Genomic DNA, 15,964 nt, shown 5'->3' with positions numbered 1-15,964 from the left:
AGTCCGACCAGAAGGAGGTCAGCGCGGGATTGCACGGCCTGGCTCGCCGCTTGGCCCTGTAACAAAGGCGCAATGCAACCCGCAAGAAAACGCCCGCCTTCTGCATACGAATGCAGAAGGCGGGCGTCTTGCGGGTCAATCAGCTTATTCGAACGAAATCTGAAGTTGAGGATTGATCTTCCATTCGAATCGGGCACTGGCCTCGCCGCCGCCGGCGTCCTGGGCCAACACCACATACCGGCCTTCTTGCGGGGTCGGCGGCACCAAGCCCCGTAGCGTGCCGGTGGCCTCGTCGAACTGCAGGCCTTCCGGAAGCCGGGCGGGCGTCGTGCCGTCCTTGTCGAATAGCGTGTAGCGCACCGCACCGCTTCCGCCCGTGGCGTTTACCACCGGCACCGCCGACGGCATCGTGGCGCCCGCCGTGAGTTCGATCGGAAGGGTGGAGACCTCCAGCGCGGGCGCCAGGTTGAAATCGACGGGAATGGAAACGCGGGCGCCGCCCTCGTCGCTGATGGTGGCCGTAAGCCCCGCCATTTTTTCCAGGGACTTGGGCACCGCGCCGCTGACACGGCCGCTGCCGTCGAGCACCAGCCCGGAAGGCATGCGCATGGCGCTGCCGTCGGGATTTGAATAGGAAACGGCGTAGTTGCCGGTGCCGCCGCTGACGTTGATGAACTTGACGGGGCTCTTGATGCGCCCGCCCGCCGTCGCTTGAATGGAGCCGCCCTCAACGTTCAAGGGCGGATTGATGGTCAGTTGCACGGTACGGCTGGCCTTGCCGCCGCCGCTGTCTTCAACCTGGATGAGATACGTCAACGTCTTGGGGCTGGCCACGGAAGGAGCGGCGCCAGACAGCGAACCGTCGGATCCGAACACCAGCCCGGCCGGCAGTTCGGCGGGTTTGCCGCTGGTATCAAGCAGCCGGAAGTTCAACGCCCCGGTGCCGCCCGACGTGCGCACCCGGATCAACTGGGAATTGAGCGTTGCGCCCGAGGTGATGGAGAGGCCCTTGTCCGGTGCCACGGCAGCCGGGCGGGCGCGGGTGATGTCTTGAGATCCCGTGGTTGCCGCGGACGCCGCCGGCGCTTTGGTGCCGGATGAAGGTGCCCCCTTGGCAGGCGCGGCACGCTGAGTGATTTTCCCCACGGGCGGTTTGAAGTCTTCGGCAGCGATGGCTTGGCCAGGCGTGACTGCGATCAGTCCAACAGCGGCTCCCAAGCACGCGAATCGGGAGATTATCTTTTTATTCATAACGGTCCTTGTGACTTAATCAACGATGCGCAGTGCGCATTACACGTCTCTCTACAGGCCAGGCGCGGCAGCCTGGCGTGCGAGCCCCCAATTACCTCGTGCCCTTCAATCAGACCTTGATGCGCCGCTTTGCCGCTTTGCATTTACATCACGGCGTCGCGCAAGGCTGCAGGCCACGTTCTGCGTCAACGAATCTGGAAACTGGGCGTCACATTATTTCAAGATCAACAGGCCGAAATGCAGAGTAGAACTACCTCTTTGCAGGCAAAAAATGGCGAGGCGACTCAGTAAGCCTGCCCTCGCTGACCGGCTTTATCAGACCAATGAAAAGGCGGGCCAAGGCGAGCGAGGTGTTGATGTTCAACTTCGAGTAAATGCGCGCCTTGTGGTTGTCGACGGTACGGACTGAAATATGGAGATGCTCTGCGATCTCTTTGCTGGAATGCCCGGCGATGACGTCTTGGACAATCACCAGTTCACGCGGCGTGAGCATCGCTTTGCGTGCTTCTTCCTGGTCTGATCGGAGCCGATTCAGGTGAGCGCGGCGGCTCAGGCGCAGTGCATGGTGAATGGCTTGGCAGAGCCGGCTTGAGTTCAAGGGCTTGGCAAAGAAATCGACCGCGCCGCGCCGCATGGCTTCGACGGCATCTCCGAATTCGGGCTCGGCCTTGATGAAGATGGTTGGCAACGCCGCGTTGGCCTGAACCAGGTCGCGCTGTACCGCGGTATCGGCAGCCGCCTTCCCGAAATCCATGATGAGACAGTCGCACTCGCCCGCTGAATAAATAGACAGGAATTCGTTGACTGTTCGACTTTGCACGACTTCGATGGAGAAGTCGGCGAGCGTCCGGCGCACCGCCCACACCGAAGACTCGTCCTCGTCCACGATGTAGGCTTTGGAGCCACTGGGCAATGCGCTGGCTTGGCCAGTGACTGATTCCGCATCACGCGATGCCAGAAATTCGTCCGGAATGGACCGGTATTGATACTGCCTCCACCGCAGCGGTTGTTCGGAATACGGCATCGTTGAACAGCCAGGAAGAATTGAAAAGTGTCCAATACGGCCGGCAAATTGCCAGCACGCTGCGCAGGCGAGTATAGGTATGCACTCCCCGTCCCGAAATCGGATATTTATTAAAAACTTGGGGTGACCGCTCACCGGACAGGATTACTCAATCTTGCCGCCATCGCTTTATAGCCAGGAGTAATATGACGCGTCTGGCGTCAAACCCGCCGGCGCAAGCAAGCCGATTCACGCCTGGTCCTTCCCACCCCCTGTCGACAGCGGAGCGTCCCTCCGTGCCTGCCCTCGGTGTCTGCAAGTCCTGGCGCGCAAGCGGCCACAAGAAAAGACATCGAGGAGAAGCGGATTGGACAAGCAAGAGTCGGGCGGCTGGTATTTCGGCTGGAACATCGTCGGCGCCGCCACGGTACTCACCCTGTTTACGGTCGGCCTGCGCATGGGCATCGGACCGTTCTTTCTGCCCATGGCCGAGAGCCTGGGTTTTTCGCGCAGCCTGCTGTCGGGCATCGTCGCCATCGGCATGCTGTGCTATGGCCTGGGCATGCCGCTGGCGGGTTATCTGGTCAGCATTCGCGGCACGCGCTTCGTCCTGCTGACCGGCACGGCCATCGTGGTATTGGCTTCCATCTGGACCGTCTTCGCGCGCGGACCCCTCGAATTCTTGCTGGCCTTTGGCGTTGCGCTATCCGTGGGTCTGGCCTTCACCAGTCCGGTCGCGCTGACGCCGGTGATCAGCCGCTGGTTCACGCGCCAGCGCGGCATGGCGCTCTTCTTCCTGTCCACCGGGTCGATGGCCGGCATCGCGCTGATGACCCCGACGCTCACCTACGCCATCTCGGCGGTCGGCTGGCAGGAAACGCTGCTGGGCTTTGCCGTGCTGTTTGCGCTGCTGACCGTGCCGGTCGCGCTTTTCGTGATGCGCGACGAGGCACCCGAGCACACCGACCTGCTGCCCCATCAGATCATCGAAAAGACCGGCACGGCCAAGCCGACATCCAAGGCGCCCGCGCCGGGGCTGGGCGAGGCCCTGCGCACGTTGCCGTTCTGGCAGGTCGCGCTGGGTCTGTTTGCCTGTGGTTTCAGCATGAACCTGCTGGGCACGCACGGCATGCCCATGCTGATGGACCACGGCTTTGACGCCACAACCAGTTCGCTGGGCATCGGCCTGATTGGCTTGGTCGCCATTTTCAGCACCTTGGTGCTGGGCCGCATGTCCGACCAGGTCGAACGCCGCAACATCCTTGCGGCCATCTATCTGGTGCGGGGACTGGGATTCTTCGCGCTGGTCATGGTGGGCGCACATTGGGAACTGTATCTGGCTGCGACCATCGGCGGCATCGTCTGGGCCGGCAGCATTGCGCTGTCCTCGGCCATCCTGGCGGACGTGTATGGCATCCGGCTGGTTGGCGTGCTGTACGGGCTGACGTATCTGGGCCACCAGATCGGCGGCATGATCAGCTCGTGGCTGGGCGGCTGGGCGTTCGAGACCTTTGGCACGCACTGGGTGGCCTTCGGATCGGCCGGCGCGCTGCTGTTCCTGGCCGCATTCATCTCGATGCGCCTGCCGCCGCGCGGAATCCTGCGCGCGCCACGGGCAGTGCCTGCCGCCGGACGCTGAATCGCCCGCGCCTTGGGCGACTTGCCGAGGGTGCGCCGCACCCCCGGCCCGCAGGCGTTAACGGTCTTTCAGCAACGACACCAGCTCGGGCACATAACGTTCGCCGCCGCCTTGCGCAACGGCCTGGTCGAACGTTTGCTGCACGGCGGCGCCGATCTCGCGGACCGCCCCGGCTTCGGCGGCCATGGTGTTGTAGTACGAAAGATCCTTCTGCGCGTTCGACATGAAAAAGCGCAGGGACGACGGATCCTGTTCCAGCAGATACGGCTTGATGCGCTCCAGCGCCACGCCGCCGCCGCCGCCCTTGGCCAGCACTTCCGCAAAGACGGCCGGGTCGATGTCCGAACGCAGCGCGCACGCCGCGGCTTCGGACAGCAGCGCCACCACGCCCAGCGACACATAGTTGTGCAGCAGCTTCATGCGATGGCCGGCGCCCACCGGGCCGGCATGCGTGATGTTTTCAGCGAAGCAGGCCAAGAGCGGCTTGCATTCGTCAAACAACGCCGCATCGCCGCCCACCAGCAGGTTAAGACGGCCTTCGGCGGCTTCTTTCGGGGTGCGCGTCATGGGCGCGTCCAGAAAGCGCCCGCCGCTTTCGGTGACGGCCTGTGCGACCTTAACGGTCGACGACGGAATGGCCGTTGAGCAATCGATGATGACGGTGCCGGGACGCAGCCCCTCGAGCACACCGGCCGGCGACAGCAGCACGGCTTCGACCTGCGGGCTGCCGGTGACGCACAGGATGATCACATCCGACTGCGCAGCCAGCTCGGCCCCGCTGGTCACGCTGACCGCGCCGGCCGCCTTGAGCGCGTCCAGCGGCTGGTTGCCCGGGTGTTCGAGCACGGTCAGCGCGTGACCATGCTTGACCAGGTTGCTTGCAATGCCGTGGCCCATGAGGCCGATACCAATCATGCCGACTTTCGCCATCTTCAAATGCTCCTGCCATGTAGGGTGATTGTTGTGCCGTAAATCTTACCCTCAGAAGATGAGCGCTGGGCCGGGGGGTTGCACGGCGTGGTGACAATTCCGCGTGCGTCCGCGCCCCGATCACCGCGCTATGCCTGCGCGGGCGCGTCTGGAATACTTTCGGGGATCGTCCTACGGGACTCTTGCATCGCCAGCCATGACAGACTCCCTTCCCGCCGGTTTCACGCCCTGGTATCCCAGCAGCCAGTTCATGCGCCACCTGAACGACCTGGGCCCGTTCTATCGCCGCAAGGCCGACAACGTGTTGGCCCTGCGGGTTACCACGGCGCACGGCAACATGCACGGCATGGCACACGGCGGATTTCTGGCCACGTTTGCCGACAGTGCGCTGGGCCTCGTCATTTCCGAAGACGCCCACGTGTCCGTCGTCACGGCGCAGATGTCCGTCGAGTTTCTGAATGCCGTCAATCCGGGTGATTGGCTCGAAGCCCACGTGCAGATCGACAAACAGGGCAAGCGGCTCATCTACGCGACCTGCCGCCTTCAGGTGGAGGGCCGCGTCATGCTCAAAGCGAGCGCCGTGTTCGCGGTGCGACATGCGGCGGTGCCGGCTTCGGACGGCTGATCGACGAAGCGGGCATGGCCGGCGGCACAGGCTTGCCGGCCGGGGCCCGCGCTACAAGGGACCCACGCTACAGATAAGGCGTAGCCAGCCAGATCACCTTGTTGCGCAGGCGCTTCGCGAACGGCGCCTGCAGCAGATCTTCCAGCGTCACGCGGTGCGCGTTGGCGATCAACGCATCAACGCGCGCGCCGATCCAGCGCGCCACCTCGGGATCGTAGATCTCGGTGTCCAATTCGAAATTCAATCGCAGGCTGCGCGGATCCAGGTTCGACGAGCCGGCGTAAGTCCACGCGCCGTCCACCGTCATCAGTTTGGAGTGATCGAACGCACCGCTCGACCGCCAGACGCGGCAGCCCGTTCGCACCACCTGATCAAGCTGCGCCGTCATCGCGTAGTCCACCAGCCGCAGGTTGTTCTTGCCCGGAATCACGATGTCCACGACGATCCCACGTCGCGCCGCCGTGGCCAGCGCGCCGATCAGCGTCTGGTCGGGCAGAAAGTAAGGCGATTGGATCCGCACGTGATGCCGCGCCACCGCCAACGCGCCCAGCAGCATGTTGTGCGTGCTGCCGATTGCGCGGTCCGGGCCGGACGGCACGCAGCGGATTGGCACACGGCCCGACGGCGGCAGGTAGTCAGGGTCGAACCACGGCTTGGCGGACAGCGACTCGTGCGTCGTGAAATTCCAGTCGTGCGCGAACACCGACATCAACTGCGTCACGATCGGCCCTTCCACGCGGAAGTGCGTGTCGTGGTTGGTGGCATCCCCCGCCAGCGCGCTGACAAACGCCGCCCGCACGTTCATGCCGCCCGTAAACCCCACACGTCCGTCCACCACCAGCACCTTGCGGTGGCTGCGCAGATTGGCGTAGGGCATGCGCAGCACGCCCATCGGATTGGTCATGAACCGCGCCACCGGCACGTTCGCCTTCGCCAGCATGCGCACGATCGGCGGGCGTGAATACTTGGAACCCACGGCGTCGATCAGCACCCGCACCTGCACACCGCGCGCCTGCGCTTCGATCAGCGCCTCGGCCACCTCGCGCCCGATCGGATCGTTATCGAAGATGTAGCTCTGCATCGCTACCGTGTGCCGCGCCTCGCGGATGGCCTGCAGCATCGCGGGATACGTCTCGTCGCCACCCGCCAGCGGCCGCACCTGGTTGCCGCCCAGCAGCTCGAACCGGCTGACGCGGTCGCCAAGCACTTTCAATGACGCAAACTGCTCGCCCGATATGGGCACCACATCCACCGGCGCCGTCGCGACCTGCCCAGCGTCCTCGAGCATCGCGTCGTCCCGCTGCTGCGACACCCGCGTCTTGCGAATGCGGTTGATCCCCGCCACGAAATAGAAAAGCGCCCCGAGGATCGGCGAGAACATCGCCACCCCCACCCAGCCAATGGCCGCCCGCACATCCTGCTTGGTCATCGCGGCATGCACCGCCGCGCCCGTGCCCGCCACGATGCTGATGGCAAAGGCAACATGAGGCCAGTATTCGATCAAAAATGCGTGTATGCGATCCATGGCGATGGCTTGAAACACGGCCTCCAGTGGTTAACCAGCGCAAGAATAGCAAGGCTGCCGCCTGTGGCAAGACTACTTTTTGAAGGCGATTTCACACCCTTCAAAAAAACGTGCTAGAATTCGGCCTCTTCGTTGTTGAGCAGCTTTCGAAACAAAATTCAAAGACGCAAAACGACGAAAGCACTGAAGGAAACTGAAGTGCAACGCAGTACCAGAGGTGGCTGTAGCTCAGTTGGTAGAGTCCCGGATTGTGATTCCGGTTGTCGTGGGTTCGAGCCCCATCAGCCACCCCAAGAATTCATTTGAAATCAGCCGCTTTTAGCGGCTTTTTTCTTTTCTGGCGCTAATTAAATTCAATAATCCAGGCGCTGGATAATGAGTTTTCATATTGAGTCGCGGGCCAAAGCGCTCGTCAAATCGCTCCATCACGGCGCACATCAAAGCGCACATCAAAGCGCACATCAAATCGCCCGTCAAAACGCATCGCAAGGCAAAATTCGACCGGCCGCCCCGCTGCCGGTCGAAGTTGCGAATGAACGGTGTCTGCCGCCCATGCCACGGTTGCGCCAAGGGATGGCTATCGCAGCGACACCTGGATCAGCCACCCTGCTCCAAAAACGCCTGCAAAGCGGGCACCGTATTCAGCACGTGCTGGCGCATCGCGGCCTCGCAACGTGCCGCGTCGCGGGTCTGTAGCGCGTCGATCAGTTCCTGATGCGATTCGCGCACGCGCAGCACGCGGCCGGGTTGGGCAGCCCAGAGGCGCATGTAGGGTTCGACAACCGAATGCAGTTCGGAGATCTGATTCAACAGGCGCGGTTGTTTACAGAAGCTGCACAGGTATTCATGGAATTCGCGGTGCGCGGCGGTCCAGTCAAGATCTTCGTTTGCGCCCTGGTCCAGCTGCTCGAGCATGTTCGACAGCCGGCGGATGTGCTCGGGGCCCATGTTTTCCACGGCATTGCGCGTGGCCAACCCTTCGAGCACGGAGCGCATCTCGAAGACCTCGAGCATCTCCTGCTGATTCAAGCCGCGCACCACGGCGCCGCGGTTGGCGCGGATTTCGACCAGACCTTCCGACGCCAGGCGGCGCAGCGCGCCGCGCACGGGCATGCGGCTGGTGCCGATCTCAGCGGCCACCACGTCGGGCACGAGGCGCTGGCCGGGCGCGTAGCGGCCCAGGCGGATTTCACGCTGTAGATGCAGGTACGCCTCGTCTTCGGCGCTGATGGCTGTCTTCTGGAATTGCAGCACTGACGTCCCCGGGCTTGGAAAGCCGCCATGATAGATAAGGGCGAAAATAACACAAATTGGATCCAATGATCCATGGATGCAAATACCTATGGCCGGGGGTTCGCTCGTTGCGTTTAATCCAGGGCAGGACGCGGCAGACCGCGCCCGCTCGGCCGGAACGGGCATCAGACCCGACCCGGCCCATACGCTTTCCATAACGCGATCAAGGGGAATCCATGAAATTTCGTCTCATCCGGGCGCTGGCAGGCGCCGCCGCGATGGCCTTCGGGGCGCAAGCGGCCGCGCAAGCCACGGACTGGCCGCAGCATCCCGTGCGCATCGTCGTGCCCTTCCAGGCTGGCTCGGCCACGGACCTGATCTCGCGCCAGCTTGGCGCGGCGCTGTCCGCCGAACTGGGCCAGCCCTTCGTCATCGAGGCCCGCCCGGGCGCCGCGGCAGCGATCGGCAGCGCGTCGGTCGCGCGGTCGGCGGCGGACGGCTACACGTTGCTGATGGGCGGTCCGGCCGCCGTCGTCACCAACCGCTTCCTGCAGAAACGCCTGGCCTACGACCCCGACGCTTTCGAGCTGGTGTCGATGGTGGCCTACACGCCGAATATCCTGCTGGCCAATCCGTCGCAGCCGTTCAAGACGCTGCCCGAAATGGTGGCCTATGCGCGCGCCAATCCCGGCAAGCTGACCTATGCCTCGTTCGGCACGGGCACGACCTCGCACATGGCGGGCGAGATGCTCAAGTCCGTCGCTGGCATCGACATCCTGCACGTGCCCTACAAGGGCGCCGGCGAAGCCATCCCCGCCCTGCTGAGCGGTCAGGTGTCGATGTACTTCGACACCATCATGACCGGACTGCCCCAAGCCAAGAGCGGTTCGCTGCTGGCGTTGGGCATGTCCAATTCGCAGCGCTCGGCGCTGGCGCCGGACATCCCGACGATCGCCGAGCAAGGCTTCTCGGGCTACGACATCGCGCCGTGGTACGGTCTGGTCGCGCCTCAAGGCACGCCCGCACCAATCCTCGACAAGCTCAACAAAGCCGTCAACAAAGTGCTCGCCGACCCCGCATTGCGCGGTAAGCTCGCCGAAGCCGGCGCCGAGCCGCGTGGCGGCAGCCGCGAGGAATTCGCCGCCTTCATCAAGGCCGAGATTCCGCGCACCAAGCAGCTGATCGACCAGGCCGGCATCACCCCGCAGTAATTTTTCCAACGAGTTCCAGCACCCATGTCCTCCCCCTTCGATTGGTCTTTTCCGTACGCTTCCCGAAAAATGCCGGTCCTGGCCGCCAACGCGGTCGCGACCAGCCAGCCGCTGGCTGCGCAGGCGGGACTACGCATGCTGCTGGCCGGTGGCAATGCCGTTGACAGCGCCATTGCCACCGCGATCGCCCTGACCGTCGTCGAGCCCGTGATGAACGGGATCGGCGGCGACATGTTTGCCCTGATCTGGCACGACGGCCAGCTTCACGGCCTGAACTCCAGCGGCTGTGCGCCGGCCGCGTGGACGCCCGAGTACTTCAAGGGCCGCGACGCCATGCCGGGCACCGGCTGGGGCACGGTCACGGTGCCGGGTCAGATCGCGGGCTGGAAGGCCTTGTCCGACCGCTTCGGCAAGCTTCCCTTCGCCAAGCTCTTCGAACCCGCCATCGCATACGCCGAGGAAGGCTTTGCGGTGTCGCCCACCATTGCGCGCCAATGGGCCAATCAGGCGCCCAAGCTCGCGGCCGAGCCGGGCTTTGCCGAGGCCTTCCTGCCGCAGGGCCGCGCGCCGCAGGCGGGCGAATGGTGGCGCTTTCCCGACCAGGCCAAGACCTTGCGCGACATCGCCGAAACCGGTGGTGAAAGCTTCTACCGCGGCGAACTGGCCCGCAAGATCGCGGACTTCGCGGCCAAGACGGGCGGCGCGCTCAGCGCCGTCGACCTGGCCGAACATCAGGCCGAATGGGTCAAGCCCATCTCGCAGTCGTTCCGCGATTACGAGCTGCACGAAATCCCGCCCAGCGGCCAAGGCATCTCGGCGCTGATGGCGCTGGGCATGCTGGAACAATTCGACCTGGAAGGCATGGGCCGCGACAGCGCCGACTACTACCACGTCAGCATCGAAGCCATGAAGCTGGCGTTTGCCGACCTGCACCATCACGTCGCCGATCCGCGCCACATGCGCACCGACGCGCGTGCCCTGCTCGACCGCGCCTACCTGGCCGAGCGCGCCCGCCTGATCTCGATGGACCGCGCCAGCGTGCCCACTGCGGGCACGCCCGCCACCGGCGGCACCGTTTACCTGACCGCGGCGGACGCCAGCGGCACGATGGTGTCGTTCATCCAGTCCAACTATCACGGCTTTGGTTCGGGCGTGGTCGTGCCGGGCACCGGCATCAGCCTGCACAACCGGGGCCTGAATTTCGTGCTGACGCCCGACCACGTCAACCAGGTCGCGCCGCGCAAGAAGCCGATGCACACCATCATCCCCGCGTTCGTGACGCGCGGCGGCCAGCCGGTCATGTCGTTTGGCGTGATGGGTGGCTCGATGCAGGCGCAAGGCCATCTGCAGATGGTCACGCGTCTGGCGGCCTTCGGCCAGAACCCGCAGGCCATGAGCGACGCGCCGCGCTTCCGCGTCGAGAAGGGCCCGGTCGTGAACGTGGAATCGCACCTGCCGGCCGACGTGGTCGACACGCTGCGCGCGCGTGGCCACAACGTCGCGGTAGCCCCGGTGGACAGCCTGGAGTTCGGCTCGGCGCAGCTCATCTGCCGCTTGCCGCAAGGCGGCTACGTGGCGGCGTCGGACTCGCGCCGCGACGGACAAGCCGTCGGCTTCTGACGCGTTGCGGGGGCACGCCGGACGTCCCTTGCGGAAGTTCGGCGACAATCCGTGACCTGCCGGCGCGCGCCCGCGCGCTGGCAGCCTGCCGCCTTCGCGCGCCGTCACATCCCTGCAGCAGCGCCGCCCGATACTGCCGCGTCGCTGCATGAAGGACCGAAATGCCCCACCCGGCTTCACCGCCCCGCCTCAAACGCGCGCGCCCAGCGCAGCGTTTTCTTCTGACCCTGCAACGCTTACCCGCCACGCTGGCCGCCGTCGGCCTGCTGGTGCTGACGTCGGCGCCCACGCCCGGCCGCGCCGCGCTGCCTGTGGCCGTCGGTGGTCAACCGCTGCCTTCGCTGGCGCCAATGCTCGAACGCGTCACGCCGGCCGTCGTCAATATTTCAGCGTCTACCGACGCTGCGGCATCGAGCGGCGGCCGCGCGTCCACGCCCGGCAGCCTGCGGCAGAACGTGGGTTCGGGCGTCATCGTCGACGCCACCCAGGGCAACATCCTGACCAACCATCACGTGGTGCGCGGGGCGTCGGCCATCCGCGTGTCCCTGCAGGATGGGCGCAGCTTCAACGCCACGGTGGTGGGCAGCGATCCGGACACGGATCTGGCCGTGCTGCGCATCGCCGCGCAGAACCTGCAGGCGCTGACCCTGTCCGACTCCAGCGACCTGCGCGTGGGCGATTTCGTGGTGGCGATCGGTGATCCCTACGGCCTCGGACAGTCGGCGTCGTCCGGCATCGTGTCCGCGCTGGACCGGTCCAGCCTGCGCGCCGCGGGCTACCAGAACTTCATTCAGACCGACGCGTCCATCAACCCCGGCAACTCGGGCGGCGCGCTGGTCAATCTGAACGGCGACCTGGTCGGCATCAACACCATGATCTACACGCCGTCGGGCGGGAATGTAGGCATCGGCTTTGCCATTCCGTCGAATCTGGCGGGCGAAGTCATGCAGCAACTGTTGCAGCACGGGCAGGTGCAGCGCGGCGGACTCGGACTGGACACGCTGGACATCACGCCGCGCAATACCCGCCAGCTTGGACTGGCGCCGGGATCGACCGGCGTCGTCGTGGCGCGCGTCGCCGATGGCTCGCCGGCGCAAAAAGCAGGCGTCCAGGCCCGCGACCATATCCTGTCCATCGACGGCAAGACAATCGGCTCCAGCGCCCAACTGCGCAATGCGGAGGGTCTGTTGCCGGTCGGGCGCCAGGTGCGGCTGGGATTGTCCCGCGCCGGCGCAAGGACCGAGGTCCTGCTGCGCATCGAGCCCGAGCAGAACGAGCGCCTGCATGCAGGTTCACTGGACGCCCGGATGATGGGCGTGGAGTTTTCCGAGGTGGGACGCGCGCAACGCGTGCAAGGCAACGACGGCGCCGCGGTCAGCGCCACGTTTCCCGATCGCGGCCCCGTGGCCGCGCGGCTGCAGCGCGGGGATATCATCATCGGCGTGAATCAGCGCCCCGTCAGCACGCTTGCCGACCTGCGCAACCTGCTGACCGGCGCGGGCGCGCAGCCGCTGGTGCTGACGCTGCTGCGCGGACGGACCGCCTACACGCTGCAGGTGCACTGAGCGAGGCGCTGCCCGGGAATCGTGGCAGAATGGCCCGACCCGGCGTTCGGCGCCGGTTCCAAGGCTAGCCGTCTCGACAAACCATGCATCGCGGGCGCGCCCGGCCCGCCAGAAGGAGCACGGATGAACCGCATTCCGCCTCACACCCGCCAAAAGCTGCCCCGCCTGCTGCTGGCGGCCGGCCTCGCAGTCATCACAACCGGCGCGGCCGCACAGGACAAGGCGCCGCAGATCATGCAGGTGCCGGCCGACAACCGCATCGTCTGGCAGGCGCCGGCGGAAGGCGACATCACGTATGAATGCCGGCTGACCCAGACCGACGGCGCGCGCTACGCGTGGATCATCGCGGGCGCGGCTGCGACGCTTGGCGCGGGTCAATCCGGCCAGACCGGCACCTACAAAAGTCCGCCTGAAACCTGGCGGGCGGCCGACGGGTCGACGCTGACCGGCATGGAAACCGTGCGCGCCAATGCCGGGCCGGACCGCCTGTACGACCAGCTCGTCCTGGCCAATCCGTCGTCGGGCGTGGGTCTGTTGACCGGCGTGACCTACATCCAGCGGTTCGTGCGCGCGGGCGGCGGCGCGCCGCAGACGCCCTGCTCGGCGGCCAACAAGGGCCAACGGGCGCAGGTCAAATACCAGGCCGATTACGTGTTCTGGAAACCGAACTGAGGGTGGTTCGCTGAACGGACGTCCGGCGGCGGTCGCATTGCGGCAAGGCACCGCGCCGGTCGTGCCGCGGCTGACCCACAGCGGCGGCCCCTGCTGCACCGCTCGTGCGCCCGCCTCGGGCAGATGCCGGGCGTTACTGCGCGACGGACATGCCCTGCTTCAAGGCATCGACCAGCCCGGGATGCCGGGCCTTTTCCTGCGTGAGCGTGTAGGCGGAAAACGTCACCACCTTCTTGCCCGACGCCGCGAACAGCGCCGTCAGCTCGGCCGGGCGGCCCGACAGTTTGCTGGTCGCGTCCACTTGAAAAACGCCGATGCTGCCAACCTTGAAAGCGCCATCTCCCGTCTTTTTGAACGTCGGCACCGCTTCCTTCTGCTGCGACTGAAAGCCTGCGGCCATCGCGCCCAATGTGAACGCGTCGTCGTCGCCGACGGCCAGTTCGACCGGCACATCGATCACGATGATCGCCTGCATGGTGGCGCGATTCAGGTAGATCTTGCCGGAGACCTCGGGCGTTGCCGGGTCCGACGGAAATTCGGTTTCGGTGAAGCCGGCGGGGATGAGGACCTTGAGCTTGCCGTCCAGCACCTGCAGCGTTTGCGGCTGCGGCGGGGGAGCGGCGGCGTCCGCCGTCGCGCCATTCGGGTCTTGTTGCGCAGCAGGCGAACCGGCGGCCGGCGATCCGGCGGTGGGCGATCCAGCTGCGGGCGATCCTGCGGCCGGAGGAGCCGGTGTCGGCGATGCCGGTGTCGGCGCGGCTGGCGCTGACGGCGCCGGCGCTGCTGGAGCAGGTGCTGATGGGGCGGGTGCTGCCGGGGCGGGCGCTGCCGGTGTTGGCGTGGCTGCTGCTGGGGCTGGCGCTGCCGCTGCGGGCGTGGCTGCGGCTGGCGCGGCTGGCGCGGCCGGCGCCGGCGATGCAGGCGCTGCCCCTGCTGGCGCGGGCGCTGCCGCTGCTGACGCGGCAGATGCCGGCGACGCAGGTGCCGGCGAAGCAGGCGCTGGTTTCGCAGACGCCGATGCCGCAGGTGCAGTTGCGGGCGCCGTCGATGCCGCCGCCGGCGCTGTCGCTGCTGGCGGCTTAGCCGCAGGTGAAGCCGCAGCAGGCGCTCCGCCTGCGGCCGCCGCATCCCCCGGCTGAACATTCTGTGCCTGCGCAGAGGCGCCCGCGGCCATGGCCAGCGTCAACGCCAATGTCATTTCTGCGAGCCGTGCGTTGTGCGTGTGCATAGCTATCCGATGATTAGGCTGAGCGTTCAATACTACAACGACACTCACCCTGCCCTCGGGCGACGACGGCCGGCAGGGTGATCCAAAATGCTACGCAATCCGGCCTCAACAAATGACGAAGCCCGCGCAAGCCTGCGCGGGCCTTCAAATTGCCATGATCGGAGTTCGGGTGAGCGGACTGGGAGTGGAGCTAGGGAGGTGGCCGCTTTTTTCGCGTCTGTGGCCGGGTAAGACGCCCAATCCGCTCAGTGCAACCGCGGTGCAGGGCGCAAGCGGCGCGCGCCTGGCGCGCGCCGCTCATCACGTCTGCCGCTTAGAAGCGATGACGGACACCGACCATGCCCACCGTGCTCTTCACGCCGTCGATGAACGCGAAGTCCGTGGCGTAGGAGCCCAGCGCGTACAGGTTCGTACGCTTGGACAGGTTGTACGTGTAGCCGATGCTGTACACGTTCATGGCCGAATCGCCACCGGTCAGCAGATCGCTGTCCGGATCGGCACGTTGCCACGAAGCCAGGATGGTGCTGGAGCCAAGCGGAACGGTCACGCCGACCATGTACGAATTGGCCTTGAAGTCTTCGACGCCAACGTTCGAGCTGAAGCTCTTGGCCTCGGGGCTGCCGCTGCCGAAGGCGTTGATGCTTTGGCCGGTGAACCAGCCGTCACGCGTCTGACCGAAGGCGGCCGCCAGCTTCACGACTTCAAAGTCGTACGAAGCGCCGATGCTCCATGCCTTGGGCGTGGCGTCATTGCCAAGCTGGTTGGCCGGGTTCAGTTGGTCGTACGTCAGGGCGACGTTCAGCGGACCGTTCACGTAGCGCACGCCGGCCGTGATGGCGCGGGTGTTGTCAGCGGTGCGGAAGCCGGTCTGTGCGGCGGTCGTGTCGGCGATGTTGAACGAGTAGCCGACGCCAGCCTGGAAGCCGCCGAACGACGGGGTCGCGTACTGGACCATGTTGTCGTAGCGGACGGTGTTGGCGGCGCTGAACGCGTTGCCGATGTTGGCTTGGCCGTAGCTGGCGCCGAACGGATCGATCGCGCCCAGGTACTTGGAAGCGATGTTGGTCTGGCGGCCGAATTCCAGCAAGCCCCACGACGAGCTCTTCAGACCGATGGTGGCTTGGCGGCCGAACAGGCGGCTGCTCTGGCCCGACTGGCCGTTGGCCGAGTTGAATCCACTTTCCAGCGTGAACACGGCGGAGAGGCCGTCGCCCAGGTCTTCCGAACCGCGCAGGCCCCAGCGCGAACCGCTGGAAACGCCGTTGCTCATGCCGACCTTGGATTCATGGTAGCCATCGCCCTTGATCCGCTGATAGCCCACGCCCGTATCGATCAAGCCGTACAGCGTCACCGAGGTTTCCGCCTGCGCCATGCCGGACAGCGCGGCAAAGATGGCGGTGGCGAACAGAGTCTTTTTCATTACAGATTCCCATTGATGTGAACAGACATGCGCATGTGGCCA

Annotated in this window: 14 protein-coding genes and 1 tRNA gene; 8 read left to right on the top strand and 7 right to left on the bottom strand. The window is 65.4% G+C overall.

What is annotated here, in order from left to right; genetic code table 11:
- Positions 1-144: 144 nt before the first annotated feature.
- Together AC6CIE_RS00220 and AC6CIE_RS00215 are read right to left on the bottom strand one after the other, a co-directional pair.
- Positions 145-1,023, bottom strand: a complete 879-nt coding sequence (locus AC6CIE_RS00220) for a putative Ig domain-containing protein (RefSeq protein ID WP_175124330.1) — start codon at positions 1,021-1,023, stop codon at positions 145-147.
- 478 nt (positions 1,024-1,501) lie between these two features.
- Entirely contained in the window at positions 1,502-2,275 is a 774-nt protein-coding gene (locus AC6CIE_RS00215) for a response regulator transcription factor (protein WP_498090725.1), read from the bottom strand.
- Between the two features lie 346 nt (positions 2,276-2,621).
- On the opposite strand from AC6CIE_RS00215, the gene AC6CIE_RS00210 reads away from it, so the two are divergent.
- A complete protein-coding gene (locus AC6CIE_RS00210; RefSeq protein WP_175124354.1) occupies positions 2,622-3,893 on the top strand; it encodes an MFS transporter in 1,272 nt (423 codons plus the stop codon).
- 57 nt (positions 3,894-3,950) lie between these two features.
- Here the strand turns inward: AC6CIE_RS00210 and AC6CIE_RS00205 are convergent, their stop codons facing one another.
- The gene (locus tag AC6CIE_RS00205; protein ID WP_498090724.1) at positions 3,951-4,823 is read right to left on the bottom strand and encodes an NAD(P)-dependent oxidoreductase; all 873 of its coding nucleotides are present in this window, start codon (positions 4,821-4,823) and stop codon (positions 3,951-3,953) included.
- 196 nt (positions 4,824-5,019) lie between these two features.
- Between AC6CIE_RS00205 and AC6CIE_RS00200 the strand changes: the two genes are divergently transcribed.
- Positions 5,020-5,448, top strand: coding sequence for a PaaI family thioesterase (locus AC6CIE_RS00200; RefSeq protein WP_056563788.1), 429 nt, complete (start codon positions 5,020-5,022; stop codon positions 5,446-5,448).
- Positions 5,449-5,515: 67 nt separating this feature from the next.
- On the opposite strand, the gene AC6CIE_RS00195 is transcribed toward AC6CIE_RS00200, so the two are convergent.
- Complete coding sequence (locus AC6CIE_RS00195) at positions 5,516-6,973, bottom strand: phospholipase D-like domain-containing protein (RefSeq protein ID WP_175185727.1); 1,458 nt, start codon at positions 6,971-6,973, stop codon at positions 5,516-5,518.
- A gap of 217 nt (positions 6,974-7,190) precedes the next feature.
- On the opposite strand from AC6CIE_RS00195, the gene AC6CIE_RS00190 reads away from it, so the two are divergent.
- A tRNA-His gene (locus AC6CIE_RS00190) sits at positions 7,191-7,266 on the top strand.
- A 304-nt stretch (positions 7,267-7,570) separates the two neighbouring features.
- On the opposite strand, the gene AC6CIE_RS00185 is transcribed toward AC6CIE_RS00190, so the two are convergent.
- Positions 7,571-8,227 carry a GntR family transcriptional regulator gene (locus AC6CIE_RS00185; RefSeq protein WP_175124357.1) on the bottom strand — a complete coding sequence of 219 codons (657 nt, stop codon included), beginning with the start codon at positions 8,225-8,227 and terminating at the stop codon, positions 7,571-7,573.
- A 215-nt stretch (positions 8,228-8,442) separates the two neighbouring features.
- Between AC6CIE_RS00185 and AC6CIE_RS00180 the strand changes: the two genes are divergently transcribed.
- The 4 genes from AC6CIE_RS00180 (at position 8,443) to AC6CIE_RS00165 (ending at position 13,274) form a co-directional block, all read left to right on the top strand.
- Entirely contained in the window at positions 8,443-9,417 is a 975-nt protein-coding gene (locus AC6CIE_RS00180) for a Bug family tripartite tricarboxylate transporter substrate binding protein (RefSeq protein WP_175124358.1), read from the top strand.
- A gap of 24 nt (positions 9,418-9,441) precedes the next feature.
- Positions 9,442-11,037, top strand: coding sequence for a gamma-glutamyltransferase (ggt, locus tag AC6CIE_RS00175; RefSeq protein ID WP_217481065.1), 1,596 nt, complete (start codon positions 9,442-9,444; stop codon positions 11,035-11,037).
- 161 nt (positions 11,038-11,198) lie between these two features.
- Positions 11,199-12,602, top strand: coding sequence for a trypsin-like peptidase domain-containing protein (locus tag AC6CIE_RS00170; protein ID WP_498090723.1), 1,404 nt, complete (start codon positions 11,199-11,201; stop codon positions 12,600-12,602).
- Between the two features lie 123 nt (positions 12,603-12,725).
- Positions 12,726-13,274: a DUF3455 domain-containing protein gene (locus AC6CIE_RS00165; protein WP_175138693.1), complete on the top strand. Its 549-nt coding sequence runs from the start codon at positions 12,726-12,728 to the stop codon at positions 13,272-13,274.
- Between the two features lie 133 nt (positions 13,275-13,407).
- Here AC6CIE_RS00165 and AC6CIE_RS00160 read toward each other — a convergent pair whose 3' ends face one another.
- A complete protein-coding gene (locus AC6CIE_RS00160) occupies positions 13,408-13,863 on the bottom strand; it encodes a DcrB/PsbP domain-containing protein (protein ID WP_218344415.1) in 456 nt (151 codons plus the stop codon).
- Positions 13,864-14,006: 143 nt separating this feature from the next.
- Here AC6CIE_RS00160 and AC6CIE_RS00155 point away from each other — a divergent pair, with 143 nt between their 5' ends.
- Positions 14,007-14,357 carry a hypothetical protein gene (locus tag AC6CIE_RS00155; protein WP_498090722.1) on the top strand — a complete coding sequence of 117 codons (351 nt, stop codon included), beginning with the start codon at positions 14,007-14,009 and terminating at the stop codon, positions 14,355-14,357.
- 458 nt (positions 14,358-14,815) lie between these two features.
- Here the strand turns inward: AC6CIE_RS00155 and AC6CIE_RS00150 are convergent, their stop codons facing one another.
- A complete protein-coding gene (locus AC6CIE_RS00150) occupies positions 14,816-15,922 on the bottom strand; it encodes a porin (protein WP_175185732.1) in 1,107 nt (368 codons plus the stop codon).
- Positions 15,923-15,964 lie beyond the last annotated feature (42 nt).

Source organism: Achromobacter sp. GQ309 (genome assembly GCF_059759315.1).
This window is presented reverse-complemented; position numbering and strand designations above follow the sequence as displayed.

Coding starts and splice junctions, on each gene's coding strand:
- AC6CIE_RS00215 (WP_498090725.1), bottom strand. CDS start 2,275: ATGCCGTATTCCGAACAACCGCTGCGGTGGAGGCAGTATCAATACCGG.
- AC6CIE_RS00205 (WP_498090724.1), bottom strand. CDS start 4,823: ATGGCGAAAGTCGGCATGATTGGTATCGGCCTCATGGGCCACGGCATT.
- AC6CIE_RS00200 (WP_056563788.1), top strand. CDS start 5,020: ATGACAGACTCCCTTCCCGCCGGTTTCACGCCCTGGTATCCCAGCAGC.
- AC6CIE_RS00195 (WP_175185727.1), bottom strand. CDS start 6,973: ATGGATCGCATACACGCATTTTTGATCGAATACTGGCCTCATGTTGCC.
- AC6CIE_RS00180 (WP_175124358.1), top strand. CDS start 8,443: ATGAAATTTCGTCTCATCCGGGCGCTGGCAGGCGCCGCCGCGATGGCC.
- ggt (WP_217481065.1), top strand. CDS start 9,442: ATGTCCTCCCCCTTCGATTGGTCTTTTCCGTACGCTTCCCGAAAAATG.
- AC6CIE_RS00170 (WP_498090723.1), top strand. CDS start 11,199: ATGCCCCACCCGGCTTCACCGCCCCGCCTCAAACGCGCGCGCCCAGCG.
- AC6CIE_RS00165 (WP_175138693.1), top strand. CDS start 12,726: ATGAACCGCATTCCGCCTCACACCCGCCAAAAGCTGCCCCGCCTGCTG.
- AC6CIE_RS00150 (WP_175185732.1), bottom strand. CDS start 15,922: ATGAAAAAGACTCTGTTCGCCACCGCCATCTTTGCCGCGCTGTCCGGC.